This window comes from Streptomyces sp. 6-11-2 (assembly GCF_006540305.1).
Taxonomy (GTDB): Bacteria; Actinomycetota; Actinomycetes; order Streptomycetales; family Streptomycetaceae; genus Streptomyces.
The window spans coordinates 976053-997400 of record NZ_BJOR01000001.1; the positions used below are offsets into that span (position 1 = coordinate 976053).

General features: G+C 75.6%; 1 protein-coding gene (cut by a window edge). It reads right to left on the bottom strand.

All coding sequences use genetic code 11. From position 1 onward, the window contains the following. Positions 1-21348: the 3' portion of a type I polyketide synthase gene (locus TNCT6_RS03990; RefSeq protein ID WP_141356605.1), read on the bottom strand. 7038 nt of this gene lie beyond the right edge of the window; only the last 21348 of its 28386 coding nucleotides appear in the window; the start codon falls outside the window, past its right edge — the gene reads right to left on this strand; the stop codon is at positions 1-3.

Consider the following 21348-nt stretch of genomic DNA (forward strand, 5'->3'; position numbering starts at 1 on the left):
CTACAGGTCGGACTGGCCGCCGAGCGCGGCCCGCACCAGGTCTGCCACTGTCATCGAGTCGACGGACTCGCCGTCTTCGTCGTCGCCGGCTCCGCCACCGCGTCCGGCGAGCTGGAGCAGGGGCTCCAGGACACCGATCTCACGCAGCTGGTCGAGCGGGACGGAGGCCAGTACGGCCCTGATCTCGGTCTCCTCGTCGGACACGGCCGGCTCGTCGGGGACGAGCCGGGCGAGGACGAACTCGCCCAGCGCCAGCGGCGTCGGGTGGTCGAAGACCAGCGTCGCGGGCAGGCTCAGGCCGGTCGCGGCGCCGAGCTGGTTGCGCAGCTCGACGGCGCCGAGTGAGTCCACCCCGAGGTCCCGGAAGGACCGTTCGGCGCCGACGGCGCCGGTGTCCGGGTAGCCGAGGACCTGCGCGGCACGGGTGCGCACCAGGTCCACGACGGTGTCGAGGCGGCGGGCCGGCGGCATGCCCGCCAGCCGGTCGGCGAGGGTGCCCTCCGGGGACTCGGGTGCCGCGGCGGCGACGGTCTCCCGGTAGCCGGGGAACTCCCGCAGCAGGGCGCTCGGCCGGGTGCCGCCGAAGGCGGAGGCGAACCGGTCGAGGGCGACCTCGGCGACCACCGCGGTCGGCTCCTTGCCGGTGACCAGCCGCAGCAGCGACTCCACGGCGAGGTCCGGGTCCATGGCGACGACACCGGCCCGGCGGGCCGCGTCGTCCGCGCCGTGGCCGCCGGCCATGCCGCCGCCGCCCCAGGCGCCCCAGGACACGGAGGTCGCGGGCAGGTTCCGCACCCGGCGGGCCTCGGCGAGGGCGTCCAGGACCGCGTTGGCGGCCGCGTAGTTGGCCTGGCCGGGGTTGCCGACCGCGGAGGAGGCGGACGAGAACAGGACGAACGCGGCCAGGTCGAGGTCGCGGGTCAGCTCGTCGAGGAGCAGCGCCGAGGTCACCTTCGCGCGGAACACCTGCTGGTACCGCTCCGGGGTGAGCCGGTCGATGACGCCGTCGTCGAGCACGCCCGCCGCGTGGATCACCGCGGTCAGCGGCCGGTCGGCCGGGATCGCGTCGAGCACCGCGGCCAGTCGGTCCCGGTCGGAGGCGTCGCAGGCGGCGAGGGTGACGCCGGTGCCGAGCGCTTCGAGTTCGTCGCGCAGGGCGGTGGCGCCGGGCGCCTCGGGACCGCGGCGGCCGAGCAGCACCAGGTGCCGCACGCCGTCCTTGGCCAGGCGGCGGGCCACATGGGCGCCGAGGGCGCCGGTGCCGCCGGTGATCAGCACGGTGCCGGTCGGGTCCCAGGCGCCGCTCTGCCCGCGGTCCGGGGCCGGCACGAGGCGGCGGGCGAGGACGGCGGAGCCACGCACGGCGACCTGGTCCTCCCCGTCGAGTCCGGCGAGGACGGCGGCGAGTCCGGCGGCGGCCCGCTCGTCGGCGCGCTCCGGCAGGTCCACCAGGCCGCCCCAGCGGTGCGGGTACTCCAGGGCGGCCACCCGGCCCAGGCCCCACACGGCGGCCTGGAGCGGCCGGCGCGGGCGGTCGGTGCGGTTGGCGGACACGGCGCTGCGGGTGACGCACCACAGCGGGGCCTCGATCCCGGCGTCGCCGAGGGCCTGGAGCAGCGTGCCGGTGAACGCGACGCCCTCCGGCACGTCGCCGTGCACGGTCTCGCGCAGGGCGAGCAGGGAGACGACGCCGGCGAAGCCGGTGCCCTCCCCGGCGGCCTCGCGCAGGGTGGCGGTCATGGCCTCCCGGTCGGCGCCGCCGACCTCGGCGCGCACCACCCGGGTGCCCAGGGCGTCCAGAGCGGTCGTCACCCACGGGTCCTCGCCGAGGCCCTCGGGGACGACGGCCAGCCAGGTGCCGGTGAGCGGCTTGCGGTGGGCCATCGCCGCGCCGGTCAGACGCTTCCAGACGATGCGGTGGCGCCAGCTGTCGAGCCGCGTCTCCTCGGAATTGCGGCGGCGCCAGTCGAGCAGCGCCGGCAGCACCTTGGACAGGGCGTCGCCCTCGACGTCGAGGACGGACTCGAGCGAGCCGAAGTCCTCCTGCGCGACGGCGTCCCAGAAGGCGGTGTCGGTGCCGTCGGCCTCCCCGGCGGACACGCCGGCCTGCGCGGTGGCGGGCAGGGCGTCCGGCCAGAACCGGCCGCGCTGGAAGGCGTAGGTCGGCAGGTCGAGCCAGGAGCCGGGGGCGGCGTCGAAGAAGGCGTCCCAGCGGGGTCCGGCGGCGTGTACGTGCAGCCGGCCGAGGGCGGCGACCAGGGTTGCCGCCTCGTCGCGGCCGCGGCGCTGCGCGGGGATGCCGACGGCGTCCGGAGCGCTCTGCTCGGCGAGCGCGGACAGCACCGCGTCGGGGCCGAGTTCGAGGAAGACCCGGACGCCCCGGCCGGCCAGCGCGGTGACGCCGTCGGCGAACCGGACGGTGCCGCGCACATGACGGACCCAGTAGTCGGCGCCGCACAGTTCCCCGGCGCCCGCCACGTCGCCGGTCAGGTTCGACACGACGGCGATGCGGGGCGCCTCGTAGCGCAGGCTCTCGGCGACCTTGCGGAACTCGGCGAGCATCGGGTCCATCAGCGCCGAGTGGAAGGCGTGGCTGACCTTGAGGCGGGTGGTGCGGCGGCCCCGCTCGGCGAGGACGGCGGCCACGGCGAGCACCGCGTCCTCTTCACCGGCGAGCACGACGGAGGTGGGGCCGTTGACCGCGGCGATCGACACCGCGTCGGTGAGGTGGGCGGCGACCTCCTTCTCGGTGGCCTCGACCGCGACCATGGCGCCGCCGCGCGGCAGTTCCTGCATCAGTCGGGCCCGTGCGGCGACCAGCCGGCAGGCGTCGTCCAGGGAGAGGACGCCCGCGACGTGGGCGGCGGCGATCTCGCCGACGGAGTGGCCGGCGACGAAGTCCGGCGTCACACCCCAGGACTCCACCAGGCGGTACAGGGCGACCTCGAAGGCGAACAGCGCGGGCTGGGTGTGCCCCGTCTCGCCCAGGGACTCCTGGTCGCCGTGCCAGACGATGTCCCGCAGCGAGGCACCGAGGTGGCCGTCGAGGCGGGCGAGGACCGCGTCGAACGCCTCGGCGAACGCCGGGAACCGCTCGTACAGGTCCCGGCCCATGCCGAGTTGCTGGGAGCCCTGGCCGGAGAAGAGCACGGCGTGCTTGCCGGTGCGCTCCACGTGGTGCTCGACGACGTGCGCGGCGGTGGTGCCCTCCGCGACGGCGGTGAGTCCGGCGAGCAGCGCGTCCCGGTCGGCGGCGGTCACCGCGGCCCGGTGTTCGAAGACGGCGCGGGTGGTGGCCAGGGTGCGGGCCAGGTCGGTGACCGTCTCCTCGGGGTGGCCTGCCACATGGGCCAGGAGCCTGCGGGCCTGGGCGCGCAGCGCGTTCTGCGAGCGGCCGGACAGCAGGACGGGGACGGGCGAGCCGTCCGCGGCGGGCCGCGCGGGCTGCGCGCGCTCCTCGATGGGGGCCGGCTGCTCCAGGATCAGGTGGGCGTTGGTGCCGCTGGCCCCGAAGGAGGAGACGGCGGCCCGGCGCACCCGCTCGGACTCGGGCCAGGCAGTGAGCTCGGTGAGCAGGCGCGCGTTGCCCGCGGTCCAGTCGACGTGCGAGGAGGGGTTCTCGGTGTACGGCGAGCGCGGCAGCAGACCGTGCCGCATGGCGAGCACCATCTTGATGACGCCGCCGACACCGGACGCGGCCTGCGTGTGGCCGATGTTGGCCTTCAGGGAGCCGACCAGCACGGGCCGCTCGCGGTCCTGTCCGTAGGTGGCGAGCAGGGCCTGCGCCTCGATCGGGTCGCCCAGCCTGGTGCCGGTGCCGTGCGCCTCGACGGCGTCGACGTCGGCGGCCTCGAGGCGGGCGTTGGCGAGGGCCTGGCGGATGACGCGCTGCTGGGCGGGGCCACTGGGCGCGGTCAGGCCGTTGGAGGCGCCGTCCTGGTTGATGGCGGAGCCGCGCAGCACGGCGAGCACCCGGTGGCCGTTGCGGCGGGCGTCGGAGAGGCGCTCGACGACGAGCATGCCGACACCCTCCGACCAGCCAGTGCCGTTCGCGTCCTCGGAGAAGGCGCGGCAGCGGCCGTCGGGCGACAGCGCGCCCTGGGCGCTGAACTCCACGAAGCCGACCGGGGTGGCCATCACGGTGACACCGCCGGCCAGGGCGATGGAGCACTCGCCCGAGCGCACGGCCTGGGCGGCCAGGTGCAGGGCGACCAGGGAGGACGAGCAGGCGGTGTCGACGGACACCGTGGGGCCCTGGATGCCGAAGGTGTAGGCGAGGCGGCCGGACAGGAGGCTGGCGGACTGGGCGGTCTGCCACTGGCCGTACTCGGCGGGCGGCCGGTAGTCGCCGGAGCCGCCGCCGACGAAGACGCCGGTGGTGCCGCTGCCCCGCAGGGTCGCCGGGTCGATGCCGGCCCGCTCCAGGGCCTCCCAGGACGCCTCGAGCAGGATCCGCTGCTGCGGGTCCATCACCATGGCCTCGCGCGGCGAGATGCCGAACAGGCCGGGGTCGAAGTCGGTGGCGTCGTAGAGGAATCCGCCCTGGTCGGTGGCGCTGCGGCCGGGGCCGTCGCCGGCGAGGGCGTCGAGGTCCCAGCCGCGGTCGGCCGGGAAGTCGCCGACGGCGTCGACCTCGTCGACGAGGAGCTGCCACAGGTCCTCGGGCGAGTTGACGCCGCCGGGGTAGCGGCAGGCCATGCCGACGATGACGACCGGGTCGTCGCCGGTGGCGACGGGCGCGGCCACCGGGGCGGCCGCGCCCGTGGCGCCGCCGAGCAGTTCGGTGCGCAGGTGCGCGGCGAGCGCCGTCGGGTTGGGGTGGTCGAAGACCAGGGTCGCGGGCAGGGTGACGCCGGTGGCCGCGGTGAGCTGGTTGCGCAGGTCGACGGCGGTCAGCGAGTCGAAGCCGAGGTCCCGGAAGGGCAGGTCGGGTTCGACGAGCGCGGTGTCCGCGTGGCCGAGGACCAGGGCGGCCTTCTCACCGACGAGGGCGAGCAGGATGTCGTCCCGGTCGGCGGCGGGCTGCTCCAGGAGCCACTGGCCGTAGCCGCCGGAGGCGGTGGCCCCCTCGGCGCGGGCGCGGGCCGCGCCGGCGAGGGCGGTCCTGGCCTCGGGCAGGGCGTCGAACAGCGCGGTGGGCCGGGCCTCGTGGTGCGCCGGGGCGAAGGTCTCCCAGCGGACGTCGGCGACGGTGACCGCGGCGGAGCCGTCGGCGACGGCACCGGCCAGCGCGGTCAGGGCGGCGTCGGCGTCCATCACCGGCAGGCCGTTCATCCGCAGATGAGCGGTGGTCGACGGGTCGGCCAGCTCGGCCCAGGCGCCCCAGGAGACGGCCAGCGCGGGCGTCCCGTCGGCGCGCAGGGCGCGGGCGAGGGCGTCGACGTAGGCGCCGCACGCGGCCTCGTCGGCCCGGCCGCGCACGCCCCAGACCCCGGCGATGGAGCCGAAGAGCACGAACGCGTCCAGGGAACGTCCTGCGACGGCCTCGGCGAGGGTGTCCACCGGGCCGAGGGCGGCGGACGGACCGTCCGCCGGGGCGTCGTCGGCGTACACGACGGCGGTGAGGTCGGTCAGACCGTCCAGGAGGGCGGTGGCCGCGTCCCGGTCGCCTCTGTCGTACGGCGTGACGGTGATCTCGGCGCCCAGTCGGGCGAGTTCGGCCCGCAGCTCCTCGGTGTCGGTGGCGCCGTCGGCGGGCGAGGTGGTCAGCACCAGGCGGGTGGCGCCCTCGCGGGCGAGCCAGCGGGCGGCGCGGGCGCCCATGGTGCGGGTGCCGCCGACGACGAGGACGGTGCCGTGCGGGCGCCATCCGGTGTCGCCGGGGGCGACGGCGGTGCGCACGAGGCGGCGGCCGAGGAGACCGGCGGCGCGGACGGCGATCTGGTCCTCGGTGCCGGGCTCGGCCAGGTGGGCGGCGAGGAGGCCCGCGGTGGCGGCGTCGGCGTCGGGCGCGAGGTCGGCGAGGCCGCCGAAGCGCTCGGGGTGCTCCAGCGCGGCGACCCGGCCCATGCCCCACAGGGCGGCCTGGCCGACGGCGGCGGGTGCCTCCCCGGCGACGGAGACGGCGCCGCGGGTGACGCACCACAGCGGGGCGTCGACGCCGGCGGTCCGCAGGGCCTCCAGGACCGCGGCCGGTGTGGCGTCGGGCGCCGGCAGGGTGCCGGTGCCCGCGGCCAGCAGCGAGACCACCAGGGTCCAGCCGGCCGGGTCGAGGTCCGCGAGTTCGCGGGCCAGCGAGCCGGGGGCCCCGTCGACGACGAGCGGGTCGGCGCCCAGTGCGGCGACGAGGGTCTCCGCCCAGTCGGCACCGGCGTGTTCGGCGGGCACGAGGGCCAGGACGCGGCCGGCGGGTGCGGCGTGCGCCGGGGTGCCGAGCGCGGTCCAGCTGTCGTGGTAGCGCCAGTCACGGGCGGTGGAGCGGGCGTCGGTGCGGCGGCGCCAGGCCGACAGCGCGGGCACCATCGTGGTGACGGTGTCGCCGTCCAGGCCCAGGGAGGCCGTGAGGCTCTCCAGGTCCTCCCGCTCGACGGCGGCCCAGAAGGCGGCGTCGACGGGGTCGGGCGTGCCGGTGGCGCCGGGCGCGGCGGGCTCGGGCCAGTAGCGCTCGCGCTGGAAGGCGTACGTCGGCAGTTCGACGCGGTGTCCGCCGGTGCCGGCGAACCAGGCGGTCCAGTCGGGTCCGTTGCCCTGGGTGTGCAGGGTGGCCAGGCCCTCCAGGAGGGTGGTCTCCTCGGCGCGGTCCCGGCGCTGGAGCGGGACGACGGTGGCGGGTGCCTCGTCGGCGGACGCGTCCAGGGTCTGCTGGGCGGCGGCGGTGAGCTGCCCGTCCGGGCCGATCTCGACGAAGGCGGTGACGCCGGCCTCGTGCAGGGCCCGCACGCCGTCGGCGAACCGGACGGTCTCGCGGACGTGCCGCACCCAGTAGCCGGGGGTGAGGAGTTCGGCTCCGGCGGGGGCGCCGGTCACGGTGGAGACCAGCGGGATGCGGGGCTCGTGGTAGGTGAGGGATTCCGCGACCCGGGCGAAGGCGGTGAGCATCGGGTCCATGAGCGGCGAGTGGAAGGCGTGGCTGACCCGCAGCCGGGTGGTCTTGCGGTCCTGCGCCTCGAAGTGCCCGGCGATCACGGCGACTTCGTCCTCGTCACCGGCGACCACCACCGACGACGGCCCGTTGACCGCGGCGATCGAGACCCTCTCCGTGAGGTGCGGGACGACCTCCTCCTCGGTGGCGCGCACCGCGAGCATCGCACCGCCCCGCGGCAGCGCCTGCATCAGGGAGGCACGGGCGGCGACCAGCGTGCACGCGTCCTCCAGCGAGAACACCCCGGCGACATGCGCCGCGGCGATCTCTCCGATGGAGTGACCGGCGACGTGGTCGGGAGTCAGGCCCCACGACTCCAGGAGGCGGTGAAGGGCGACCTCGACGGCGAACAGCGCGGGCTGGGTCCAGCCGGTCCGGTCCAGCAGTTCGGCGTCGGGCGTGCCCGGCGCGGCGAACAGGACCTGGCGCAGCGGGAAGTCCAGCACGGTGTCGAACTGCGCGAGGACCGTGTCCAGAGCGTCGGCGAACGCCGGGTGCCGCTCGTACAGTTCGCGGCCCATCAGGGCGCGCTGGGCGCCCTGGCCGGAGAACAGGAAGGCGGTACGGCCGGGCGTGCGGGACGCGACCGCGCGGGCCGTCTCGCGCACCCCGTCGGGGCCCGAGAGCAGCACGGCGCGGTGCGGGAAGAGGGTGCGGTCGGTGGCCAGGGAGCGGCCGACGTCCAGCGGGGAGAGCTCCGGGTGGGCGGCGGCGTACGCGGTGAGCCGGTCGACCTGGTCCTGGAGTGCCTCGCGGCTGCGGCCGGAGACGATCCACGGGACGGTGGTGATGTCGGCGGCAGGGGTGGGCTCGTCGGTGGGGGCGGGGGCGGGCTCGTCGGTGGGAGCCTGCTCCACGATGACGTGCGCGTTGGTGCCGCTGACGCCGAAGGCGGAGACGCCGGCGCGCCTCGGCCGTCCCGTCCCGGGCCAGTCGCGTTCCTCGGTGAGCAGCGACACGGCGCCGCTGCTCCAGTCGACGTGGCTGGTGGGGCTGGTGACGTGCAGGGTGCGCGGCAGGGTGCCGTGCTGGATCGCCAACAGCATCTTGATGACGCCGGCGACGCCCGCGGCGGCCTGGGTGTGGCCGATGTTCGACTTGACGGTGCCCAGGAGCAGCGGCTGGTCGGCGTCGCGGTCCCGGCCGTAGGTGTTCAGCAGGGCCTGCGCCTCGATCGGGTCGCCGAGGGTGGTGCCGGTGCCGTGCGCCTCGACCGCGTCGATGTCGGACGGCGCGAGGCGGGCGTCGGCCAGCGCCTGGCGGATGACGCGCTGCTGGGACGGGCCGTTCGGGGCGGTCAGGCCGTTGGAGGCGCCGTCCTGGTTGACGGCGGTGCCGCGGATGATGCCGCGGACCTCGTGGCCGTTGCGGATCGCGTCGGAAAGCCGTTCCAGGACCAGGATCCCGACGCCCTCGGACCAGGCGGTGCCGTCGGCGTCGTCGGAGAACGGCTTGCAGTGGCCGTCGGGGGCCAGGCCGCCCTGGGTGCTGAACTCGATGAAGGAGTCGGGGGTCGACATCACCGAGACGCCGCCCGCGACGACGAGGTCGCACTCGCCGGCGCTCAGCGCGCGGCCCGCCCAGTGCAGGGCGACCAGCGAGGAGGAGCAGGCGGTGTCGACGGTGACCGCGGGGCCCTCCAGTCCGAGGGCGTAGGAGAGGCGGCCGGACATCACGCTGGCGGTGTTGCCGGTGGCGACATAGCCGGAGACGTCCGATGCCGAGCGGCGCAGCAGGTTCGGGTAGTCCTGGCCGTTGGTGCCGACGAAGACGCCGGTGGTGGAGCCGCGCAGCGCGGCCGGGTCGATGCCGGCCCGTTCCAGGGCCTCCCAGGTGGTTTCGAGCAGCAGCCGCTGCTGCGGGTCCATGGCGAGCGCCTCGCGGGGCGAGATACCGAAGAAGCGGGCGTCGAAATCGGCGACCCGGGCGAGGAATCCGCCGTGCAGTGTGTCGGAGGCGCCTGCGCCGAGCGCCGCCATGTCCCAGTCGCGGTCGTCGGGGAAGCGGGTGATGCCGTCGCGGCCCTCCGCCAGCAGCCGCCACAGCTCCTCGGGCGTGGTGACGCCGCCGGGGAAGCGGCAGGCGAGGCCGACGACCGCGATCGGGTCTTCGTCGACGGCCCGGGTGGCGACGGTGAGGGCGGTGGACTCCGGGAGCGAGCCGAGGAGTTCGGCGAGCAGGAAGTCCGCCATCTCGCGCGGCGTGGGCTGGTCGTAGACGAGGGAGGCGGGCAGGCTCAGGCCAGTGAGGGCGTTGAGCGCGTTGCGCAGCTCCAGGACGGTGAGCGAGTCGAAGCCGAGGTCGCGGAAGGCCAGGTCGTCGTCGACGGTGCGGGCGTCGGCGTGGCCGAGGACGGCCGCCACCTGGGTGCGCAGCAGGTCGAGGACGTGTGCGGGACGCTCCTCGGCGGGCAGCTCGGCCAGTTGCTGCCGCAGACCGGACCCCGTGGCACCGGCCGCCGCCGGGGCGGTGGCGCCGGCCGTCTCCGGGAGGTCGGCGACGAGCGGCAGCGGGCGGGCCGACGCGAAGGCGCGCAGGAAGCGTTCCCAGTCGATGTCGGCGATGGCCACGGTCGTGTCGCCGTTGTCGACGGCGCGCAGCAGCGCGGCGACGCCGGAGGCGGGGTCGAGCGGTTCGAATCCGCCGCGGCGCACGCGGGCGGCGATCTCGGCGGCGTCGGCGACCATGCCGGAGCCGGCCCAGGGGCCCCAGGCCACGGACAGGGCGGGGAGGCCCTGGGCGCGGCGCTGCTCGGCGAGGGCGTCGAGCTGGGCGTTGGCGGCGGCGTAGTTGCCCTGTCCGGCGGCGCCGATGAGGCCGGCGGTCGAGGAGAACAGGACGAACGCGGCGAGATCGTGGCCGGCGGTGAGGTCGTGCAGATGACGGGCGGCGACCGTCTTGGCGTGCAGGACGGTGGCGAAGCTCGCCGGGGTCAGCTCGTCCACCACGTGGTCGTCGACGACGCCCGCGGTGTGGAAGACGGCGGTGAGCGGCGCGTCCTCGGGCACCGCCGCGAGGAGTGCGGCGAGTGCGTCGCGGTCGGCGGCGTCGCTCGCGGCGACGGTGACGCGGGCGCCCAGTTCCTCCAATTCGGCGCGGAGTTCGGCGGCGCCGGGGGCGTCGGGGCCGCGGCGGCTGGTGAGCAGCAGGTGGGCGGCGCCGTCGCGGGCGAGGCGGCGCGCGAGGTGTCCGCCGATGCCGCCGGTGCCACCGGTGATCAGGACGGTGCCGGCCGCCGGGTCGAAGGCGGGGCGGACGGTGTCGGCGGCGGGGCTGTGGGCCAGCCGGCGCAGGAAGACGCCGCCGGCGCGGACGGCGACGGCGTCCTCGCCGTCGCCGGCGGCCAGGATCCCGCGCAGTCGGCGGGCGGCCTGCGTGTCGAGGTCCTCCGGGAGGTCGACGCTGCCGCCGACGCGGCCGGGCAGTTCGAGGGCGGCGGCCCGGAACAGGCCCCACACGGCGGCCTGTTCGGGCGCCGTGACCTGCTCGGAGCGGCCGACGGCGACGGCTCCGCGGGTGATGTTCCACAGCGGGGCGTCGAGGCCGGCGTCTCCGAGCGCCTGGAGGGCGGTGGCGGTGAGGGTGAGCGCGGCCGGGGCGCCGGGGTGTCCGGCGTCGCCGGGCGCGAGCGCCAGCAGCGACAGCACGCCCTGGAAGGTGTCTCCGTCGGCGGCCTCGGTGAGCCGGGCGGCGAGGGTGGCGCGGTCGGTGCCGGTGACCTCCACGCGGACGGTCGCGGTGGCGAGGGCGGCCTCGACGTCGGCGGCCCAGGCGGCGGTGGTCTCGTCGCGGTGCTCGGCCGGGACGAGGACGAGCCAGCGTCCGGTGGGTGCGGTGCCGGGGGCGCCGCCGCGCGGCTTCCAGGTGACGCGGTAGCGCCAGGAGTCGAGCGCGGACTGTTCGCCGCGGCGCCGCCGCCAGGCGGTGAGCGCCGGGACCATCGCGGTGACGGTCGTGTCGTCCAGGCCGAGGGAGGCGGCGAGCGACGCGACGTCGGCGTGTTCCACCGCGGCCCAGAACTCGGCGTCGAGTGCGGAGCCGGGGACGGCGGCGGTGGTGCCGGCCGCGGTGGGGTCGGGCCAGTACCGTTCGCGCTGGAAGGCGTAGGTGGGCAGGTCTACGCGGCGGGCGCCGCCGCCCTCGAACCAGGCGGCCCAGTCGACGTCGAAGCCGTGGGTGTGGGCCGCGGCGACGGCGGTGACGAGGGCCTGCTCCTCCGGGCGGTCGCCGCGCAGCGTGGGCAGCAGCGCCGTGCGGGAGGCGTCGGTGAGGCTCTCGCGGGCCATGCCGGTGAGCACGCCGTCGGGGCCGAGTTCCAGGAAGGTCCGGACGCCGCCCTGGGTGGACAGCCAGCCGATGCCGTCGGCGAAGCGCACGGCGGAACGGACGTGGGAGACCCAGTAGTCGGCGGTGCACACCTGCTCGGGGGTGGCGAGGGTGCCGGTCACGTTGGAGACGAACGGGATCGTCGGCGCGTGGTACGTCAGCGCGCGGGCCACGGCGGCGAAGTCGTCCAGCATGGCGTCCATGAGCGGCGAGTGGAAGGCATGGCTCACCCGCAGACGCTTGGTACGGCGCCCCTGCTCGGCGAAGTGCGCGGCGACGGAGAGCACGGGTTCCTCGACACCGGCGACGACGACGGACCGGGGTCCGTTGACGGCGGCCACGGAGACCTGGTCGGCGAGGCCCTCCAGGTGCGGCAGCACCTCGTCCTCGGCGGCCTCCAGGGCGACCATCGCGCCGCCCTCGGGCAGCGCCTGCATGAGCCGGCCGCGGGCAGCCACCAGGGCGCAGGCGTCGTCGAGGTCGAGGACGCCGGCGACGTGCGCGGCGGCGATCTCACCGACGGAGTGGCCGGCCAGGTAGTCGGGGGTGACGCCCCACGACTCCAGCAGCCGGAACAGCGCCACTTCGAGGGCGAACAGGGCGGGCTGCGCGTAGCCGGTGCGGTGGAGCAGGGCGGCGTCCTCGGAGCCATCGGCGGCGAACAGCACGTCGCGCAGGGGGCGTTCGGTGGTGCCGTCGATCCGGGCGAGCACCGCGTCCAGGGCGTCGGCGAACACCGGGTGACGTTCATACAGTGCGCGGCCCATGCCGAGGCGCTGGCTGCCCTGTCCGGTGAACAGGAAGGCGGTGCGTCCGCGGCCGGCGCGGCCCTGGACCAGTCCGGCGCCGGGCATTCCGTCGCGTAGCGCGGTCAGGCCGCGCACCAGTCCTTCGTGGTCGTCGGCGACGACCACGGCGCGGTGTTCGAGGGTGGCGCGCGAGGTGGCGAGGGAGAACGCCAGGTCGGTCGGGTGGATGCCGGGGCGCTCGGCCAGCAGGTCGAGCAGGGCTCCGGCCTGGGCGCGCAGGGCCGCCTCGCCGCGTCCGGAGACGAGGGCGGGCACGAGGCCGTCCCGTGGCGCGGTGGTGTCCTCGGGGGCGGCCGGGGCGCTGTCGGCGGGGGCCTGTTCCAGGACGGTGTGGGCGTTGGTGCCGCTGAGGCCGAAGGACGACACGGCGGCGCGGCGCGGACGGCCGGTCTCGGGCCACTCAGTGCGCTCGGTGAGCAGCCGGATGGCGCCGGAGGACCAGTCGACGTGGGTGGACGGCTCGTCGATGTGCAGCGACTTGGGGACGACGCCCTCGTTGAGGGCGTGGACCAGCTTGATGACGCTGGCGACGCCGGAGGCCATCTGGGTGTGTCCGATGTTGGACTTCACCGAGCCGAGCAGCACGGGCCGCTCGGGGTCGCGGTCCCTGCCGTAGGTGGCGAACAGGGCCTGCGCCTCGATCGGGTCGCCGAGGGAGGTGCCGGTGCCGTGGCCCTCCAGGACGTCGATGTCGTCCGCCTCGACGCCCGCGCTGGCGAGGGCCTGGCGGATGACACGCTGCTGCGAGGGGCCGTTGGGGGCGGTGAGGCCGTTGGACGCGCCGTCCTGGTTGATGGCGGAGCCGCGGATGACGGCGAGGACCTCGTGGCCGTTGCGGCGGGCGTCGGAGAGCCGCTCCAGCAGGATCAGGCCGACGCCCTCGGCGAGGGTCATGCCGTCGGCGCCCTCGGCGTACGCCTTGCAGCGGCCGTCCTCGGCCAGCGCCCGCTGCCGGCTGAAGCCGATGAACGACATGGGGGTGGACATGATGCTGGCACCGCCGGCGAGGGCGAGGGTGCTCTCGCCGTTGCGCAGCGACTGGCAGGCCAGGTGGATGGCGACCAGCGAGGACGAGCACGCGGTGTCGAGGGTGACGGCCGGGCCCTCGAAGCCGAAGAGGTAGGAGACGCGGCCGGACAGGACGCTGGGGAGCGAGCCGGTGATCATGTGGCCTTCGGAGCCCTCGCTGCCGGGCACGGCGGCGCCGTAGTCCTGGTAGCTGGCGCCGATGAAGGTGCCGGTGAGACTGCCGCGCCGGCCGACCGGGTCGATGCCGGCGTTCTCGAAGGCCTCCCAGGCCGTCTCCAGCAAGAGGCGCTGCTGCGGGTCCATCGACAGGGCCTCGCGGGGCGAGATGCCGAAGAAGCCGGGGTCGAAGTCGGCGACGTCGCGCAGGAAGCCGCCCTGGACCGAGTAGGTGCGGCCGGACGCGTCCGGGTCGGGGTCGTAGAGGGCCTCGGCGTCCCAGCCGCGGTCGGCCGGGAAGACGGAGATCGCGTCGACCTCGTCCAGCGCGACCCGCCACAGCTCCTCGGCGGAGGTAACGCCGCCGGGGTAGCGGCAGCTCATGCCGACGATGGCGATCGGGTCGTCGTCGACGGGCGCGCCGGCGACGGCGACGGAGCCCGCGGAGTGGACGTCGGCCAGTTCGGAGTGGAGGAAGCCGGCCAGTGCGGCCGGGTTCGGGTAGTCGAAGACCATCGTGGACGGCAGCGTCAGCCCGGTGACGGACGCGAGCCGGTTGCGCAGCCCGACGGCGGTCAGGGAGTCGAAGCCGACGTCGCGGAAGGCGCGCTGGTCGGTGAGGTCCTCGGCGGAGGACAGGCCGAGCACGGAGGCGGCCTCGGTGCGGACGGTCTCCAGCAGCTTGCGGTGCTGCTCGGCGGCGGGCAGGGCCAGCAGCGCGGCGGCGAACTCGCCCCGGGCGGCGGTCCCGGCGCCCTGCGCGGCGGCGGCCGTGAGCCGCTGCACCTCGGGGACCTCGTCGAACAGCGGGGTGGGCCGGGCCGAGGTGTAGACGGGGTGGTACGTCTCCCAGTCGACGTCGGCGACCGCGATGACCTGCTCGTCGTCGTCGAGGGCCCGCTTGAGGCCGCTCAGCGCGAGCTGCGGGTCCATGAACTCCAGGCCACTGCGGCGGATCATCTGCGGGTCGACCCGGCCGAGTTGGAGGTCGTCGGCCCAGATGCCCCAGGACAGCGACATGGCGGTCAGGCCGCGTCCGCGCCGGTGCTCGGCGAGGGCGGCCAGGTATGCGTTGCCCGCGACGTAAGCGGCGTGCGCGCCACTGCCCCACATGCCGGCGGTGGAGGAGTACAGGACGAAGTCGTCCAGCTCCTCGTCGTCGAGGAGTTCGTCGAGGATCCGCGCACCGGTGACCTTGGCGGCGAGGACGCGGTCGAAGTCGTCGAGCGTGGTGGCGTCGAGAGTGTGCAGTTCGATGGTGGCCGCGGTGTGCACGACCGTGCGGACGGTGCGGCCCTCGGCCTTCAGGCCGTCGAGCAGCGCGGCGACCGCCTCGCGGTCGGTGATGTCGCAGGCCGCGAGGGTCGTCGCGGTGCCGCGTTCCTCCAGCTCCGCGCGGAGTTCGGCGGCGCCGGGCGCCTCGGGGCCGCGCCTGCTGACCAGGACCAGGTGCTCGGCGCCCTGCTCGGCGAGCCAGCGCGCCAGGTGGGGCGCGAGGGTGCCGGAGCCGCCGGTGACGAGGGTGGTGCCGCGCGGCTTCCAGTCGCGGGCGGGGCCGTCGGGGGCGGCGTCGGCGCGGACGATACGGCGGGTGAAGACGCCGGAGGAGCGCAGGGCGATCTGGTCGTCGTCGCCGAGCGCGCCGGCGAGGACGGCCGCGAGCCGCTGACCGGCGCGCGCGTCGAGCGTCTCGGGCAGGTCGACGACACCGCCCCAGCGTCCCGGGCACTCCAGCGCGGCGGTCCAGCCGATGCCGGTGACCTGGGCCTGGACGGGCGCGGTGACCTTGTCGGAGCGGCCGGTGGAGACGGCACCGCGGGTCAGCGCCCACAGCGGGGTGTCGATGCCGGCGTCGCCGAGCGCCTGGACGAGGGCGACGGTGAGGGCGACCCCCAGGACGAGTCCGGTGCCGGGGACGGCACCGGTCCGCTCGGCGCCCGCGAGGGCGGAGACGATGCCGGTGAGGCCGTCGGTGTCGGTGAGGCGCTCGCGCAGCACGGCGCGGTCGGTGCAGCTCTCGTCGAGGACGAGCCGGCGCACCTGGGCACCGGCCGTCTCCAGCGCCTCGGCGACGTCGGTGTCGTCGACGCCATCGGCGGACACCAGCAGCCAGGTGCCGTCCAGGGTGCGCTGCGGGAGCTTGGTGACGGGCTTCCAGGTGGGGCGGTAGCGCCAGGAGTCGACGGTGGAGCGCTCCTTGCGGGCCCGGCGCCAGGAGGACAGCGCGGGCAGCACGGCGGCGACGGAGTCCTCGTCGGTGCTGAGGGCCGCGGTGAGGGCGGAGACGTCCCCGTCCTCGACGGCGGTCCAGAACGCGGCGTCCTCGGGGTCGGCCGCGGTGACGGCCTCCGGGGCGGCGGCTATGGCCCACAGGTTCTCGTGCTGGAAGGCATAGGTGGGCAGGTCGACCCGGGACGCACCGGTCCCCTCGAACACGGCGGCCCAGTCGACCTGGACACCGCGCACGAACACCTCGGCGGCGGACAGCAGGAAGCGGTCCAGGCCGCCGTTGTCGCGGCGCAGGGTGCCGGAGGCGACACCCGCCACGCCGGCGTCGTCGATCATGTCCTGGACGGACATGGCGAGCACCGGGTGGGAGCTGACCTCGATGAAAGCACGGTGGTCGGCGGCGATCAGGTCACGGATGGCGTCCGCGAACAGCACCCGGCCGCGCAGGCTGCGGTACCAGTACGCGGCGTCCATGACGGTGGTGTCGAGCCAGTCGCCGGTGACGGTCGAGAAGAACGGGATCTCGGACGTCCGCGGCGCGACCTCGGCCAGCAGCGCGAGGATCTCGTCGTGCAGGTCCTCGACATGGGGGGAGTGCGAGGCGTAGTCCACGGCGATCCGGCGGGCCCGGATCTCCTCGGCGGTGAGCTGCGCGTGCAGTTCGTCCAGGGCCTCCGGCTCGCCCGCGACGACGGAGGAGCGGGGGCCGTTCTCGGCGGCGACGGACACCCGTCCCTCGAACGCCTCCAGACGGGCCTCCACATCGGCGACGGGGAGCGCCACCGACATCATCCCGCCGCGCCCGGCGAGGCTGCGGCCGATGGCCTGGCTGCGCAGCGTCACGACCCGGGCGCCGTCACGCAGCGACAGGGCGCCGGAGACCACGGCAGCGGCGATCTCGCCCTGCGAGTGGCCGACCACCGCGTCCGGCTCCACACCCTGCGCACGCCACACGGCGGCCAGGGACACCATCACGGCGAACGAGGCGGGCTGGACGACGTCGACGCGCTCCAGCGTCGGGGCGCCCTCGGCGCCCCGCAGGACGTCGATGAGATTCCAGTCGGTGAACTCGGCGAGGGCGGCGGCGCATTCGGCGATGCGCTCGGCGAACACCGGTGATTCGTCGAGGAGTCGGGCACCCATGCCCACCCACTGGGAGCCCTGGCCGGGGAAGACGAAGACGGTGCGGCCCGCGACGTCCGCGACACCGCGGGCGACGACGCCCGAGGGCCCGTCGGCGGCGACGGCGCGCAGCGCCTCCAGCGGGTCGGTGCCGGCGGACGGCACGACCACGGCGCGGTGCTCGAAGAGGGCGCGGGAGGTGGCGAGGGACAGTCCGATGTCGATCGGGCGGGCCGCCGGGACGGCGGTCACGAGGTGGGTGAGGAGACGGTCGGCCTGCTCGCGCAGTGCGGCGGCGCCACGGGCGGACAAAACCCATGGCACGACGCCGGCGGCGACCGGCACGGGCGCCACGGTGGGCTGCTCGTCGTCGACGGCGGGCGCCTCGGTCTCCTGCTCCAGGATGATGTGGGCGTTCGTACCGCTGATGCCGAACGAGGACACGGCGGCCCGGCGCGGACGGCCGGTCTCCGGCCAGTCGGTGTTCTCGCCGAGCAGCCGCACGGTGCCGGGGCTCCAGTCGACGTGGCTGGAGGGCTCGTCGGCGTGCAGGGTCCGCGGCATCACACCGTGGCGCAGCGCCATGACCATCTTGATGATGCTCGCGACACCGGCGGCGGACTGGGTGTGGCCGATGTTCGACTTCACCGAGCCGAGCAGCAGCGCGGTCTCGGGCGTACGGGTGCGGCCGTAGGTGGCGAACAGGGCCTGCGCCTCGATGGGGTCGCCGAGCGGGGTGCCGGTGCCGTGGGCCTCCAGGAGGTCGATCTCGCCGGGGGTGACGCGGGCGTTGGCGAGGGCCTGGCGGATGACCCGCTGCTGGGAGGGGCCGTTGGGGGCGCTGAGGCCGTTGGAGGCGCCGTCCTGGTTGATGGCGGAGCCGCGGATCACGGCGAGCACCGGGTGGCCGTTGCGGCGTGCGTCGGAGAGCCGCTCGACGAGGACGATGCCGACGCCCTCGGCGAGGGTCATGCCGTCGGCGCTCTCGGAGAACGCCTTGCAGCGGCCGTCCTGGGCGAGGGCCCGCTGCCGGCTGAAGGCCACGAACGCGTTGGGGGTGGTCATGACCGTGGCGCCGCCGGCGACCGCGAGGTCGCTCTCGCCGTTGCGCAGCGCCTGGCAGGCCAGGTGCAGCGCGACCAGCGAGGACGAGCAGGCGGTGTCGACGGTGACCGCCGGACCTTCGAGGCCGAAGACGTAGGCGAGGCGGCCGGAGAGCACGCTGGGGCTGGTGCCGGTGACCAGGTGGCCCTCGGTGCCTTCGCCGGCGCCCATTCCGTATTCCTGGTAGCTGGAGCCGATGAAGGTGCCGGTCAGGCTGCCGCGGAGGGTGTCGGGGGTGAGTCCTGCACGCTCGAAGGCCTCCCAGGTGGTCTCCAGGAGGAGCCGCTGCTGCGGGTCCATGACGAGCGCCTCGCGGGGCGAGATGCCGAAGAACATGGGGTCGAACTCGTCGGCCTCGTGCAGGAAGCCGCCCTGGGTGGAGTAGGTGGTGCCGGGGTGGTCGGGGTCCGGGTCGTAGAGCCCGGCGGTGTTCCAGCCGCGGTTGACCGGGAAGTCGCTGATCGCGTCGGTGCCGGAGAGCACCAGGTCCCACAGCTGCTCCGGGGAGCCGACACCGCCCGGGTAGCGGCAGCTCATGCCGATGATGGCGATGGGCTCGTCGTCGGCGCCGCCGGTGGCGACGGGGCCCGCGACCTCCAGCACGGAGCCGACCATCTCGGCCCGCAGGTACTGGGCCAGCTCCAGCGGGGTCGGGTAGTCGAACACCATGGTGCTCGGCAGGGAGAGGCCGGTGGCCGCGCCGAGGTGCTTGCGCAGTTCGACGGCGGTCAGCGAGTCGAAGCCGATGTCGCGGAAGGCACGGCCCTCCGGCACGGCGTCGGCGGAGGCGTGACCGAGTACCGTCGCGGCCTCGGTGCGCACCAGCTCGGTGAGCAGGCGCAGTTGCTCCGGCTCGGACAGCGAGCGGACCCGCCGCACGACTTCGGAGGCGTCGCCGGTGTCGGCGGGGGTGTTCTCGGCGGCCAGGGCGCGGACCTCGGGCAGGTCACCGATGAGGGCGCTGGGCCGCGCGGAGGTGAACAGCGGGGCGTAGCGGGTCCAGTCGACGTCCGCGACGGCGACGGCGACGTCCTGGCGGAGGACGGCGCGGCGCATCTCGGTGAGGGCGGGCGCCGGGTCGAGCAGGCGCAGGCCCTGGCGGCGCAGGGTGCCGGAGACGGCGTCGTCGGCGGCCATCCCGGTGCCGCCCCACGGACCCCAGGCGATGGAGGTCGCGGCGAGGCCGCGGGCGCGGCGGGCCAGGGCGAGGGCGTCGAGGTAGGCGTTGGCGGCGCCGTAGGCGCTCTGGTCGCCGCTGCCCCAGACGCCGGCGATGGAGCCGAACAGGATGAAGAAGTCCAGTTCGCGGACGCCGAGGAGGTCGTCGAGGTGGGCGGCGCCGGCCAGCTTCGCGGCGGTGAGGGCGGCGAACTCGGCGGGCGTCAGCCCGTCCAGCGGACCGTAGTGGCCGACGCCGGCGGTGTGGACGACACCGGTGAGGGGCTGGTCGGCGGGCAGTCCGTCGAGGACGGCGGCGAGGGCGTCGCGGTCGGCGACGTCGCAGGCCACGAGGGAGACGCTTGCGCCCAACTGCTCCAGTTCGGCGCGGAGTTCGGCGGCGCCGGGGGCATCGGGGCCGCGGCGGCTGGTGAGGACGAGATGGTCCGCGCCGGAGCGGGCCAGCCAGCGGGCGGTCTCGGCGCCGAGGCCGCCGGTGCCGCCGGTGATCAGCACGCTTCCGGAGGCGGTGAACCGGTCGGCGGAGGGCAGCTCGTCGACGGTGTGGCGGACCAGGCGGCGGCCGTGCACACCGGTGGCGCGCAGGGCGACCTGGTCCTCCCCGTCGGGGGCGTCCTTGACCGCGAGGACCTCGGCGAGGCGCTGTCCGGCGCGGCGGTCGAACTCGGCCGGGAGGTCGACGAGTCCGCCCCACAGGCGGGGGTGCTCCAGGGCGACACCGCGGCCCATGCCCCAGGCGGTGGCCTGGGCGGGGCGGGTGACCGGGTCGGCGGGGCCGGTGGAGACGGCGCCGCAGGTGGCGGTCCACAGCCGGCCCCGGGCGCCGGTGTCGGCGAGGGCCTGGACGAGGGCGATGGTCAGGGCGAGGCCCTGGGTGAAGCCGGCGGGCCCGTCGGTGGGGCGCTCGTCGAGCGGCAGCACGGACAGCACATGGGCGGTGGCGTCGACGTCCTCGGTGCCGGCGAGGCGGGCACCGAGCACGGCCCGGTCGGCGCAGTCGGCGTCCAGGACGAGGCGGCGGACCCGGGCGCCGTGCGCGCCGAGCGCCTCGGCGAGGCCGTCCAGCAGTTCGTTCTCGTCGTCGGCGGTGGCGTCGGAGGAGACGAGCAGCCAGGTGCCGTCGAGGACGGGCGCGGCGGGCTTGCCCAGCCGGGTCCACTCGACGCGGTAGCGCAGCGTGTCGAGGAGCGCCTTCTCCTGGTTGCCGCGGCGCCAGGAGGTGAGCGCGGGCAGCAGGGAGTCGAGCGGGGTGAGGCTGTCCTCGTCGAGGCCGAGGACGGCGGCGAGTTCGGCGGCGTCGCCGCGTTCGACGGCGGCCCACAGCTTCTGGTCGGCGGGGTCGCCGGCCGAGGAGGGCGCGGCGGAGGGCAGCTGGGGCCAGTAGTGGGCGTGCTGGAAGGCGTAGGTCGGCAGGTCGGTGCGGCGGGCGCCGGTGCCGGCGAGGTACGCGGTCCAGTCGAGGTCGACGCCGTGGATCTGGAGGCGGGCGGCGGCGGTGGCGGCGGCGGTCTCCTCGGGACGGCCGGCGCGCAGCAGCGGGACGAGCACTGTGTTGTGATCGTGGCGATCGTCGCGCTCGTCGCGCTCGTCGCGCTCGTCGCCGATGGTGTCCTCGGCCATGGCGGTCAGCAGTCCGTCGGGGCCGAGTTCGAGGAAGAGGGTGGCGCCGGCGTCGCGCAGGGTGCGCACGCAGTCGGCGAACCGGACGGCCTCGCGGACGTGGCGCACCCAGTAGTCGGCGGTGCGCACCTCGGCCTCGTCGGCCCTGCGGCCCGTCAGGTCGGAGACCAGCGGGATGCGTGGGGCGGCGTAGGACAGCGTCTCGGCGACCGTGCGGAACGCGTCGAGCATGGCGTCCATGTGGGGCGAGTGGAAGGCATGGCTCACCCGCAGACGCCTGGTGCGGCGCCCACGGCCGGAGAACTCGGCGGCGAGTTCCACGGCGGCGTCCTCGTCACCGGAGACGACGACGGAGGTGGGGCCGTTGACGGCGGCGACGGACAGGCGGTCGCCGAGCAGCGGGGCGACCTCGTCCTCGGTTGCCTGGACGGCGATCATGGCGCCGCCGGACGGCAGCGCCTCCATGAGGGTGGCGCGGGCGGCGACCAGGCGGGCGGCGTCCTGAAGGGTGAACACCCCGGCGACGTGTGCGGCGGCGATCTCACCGATGGAGTGGCCGGTGACGAAGTCGGCGCGGACGCCCCAGCTCTCGACGAGGCGGTAGAGGGCGACCTCGACGGCGAACAGCGCGGGCTGGGTCCAGCCGGTGCGGTCGAGCAGGGCGGCCTCGTCGGTGCCCTCGGCGGCGAACAC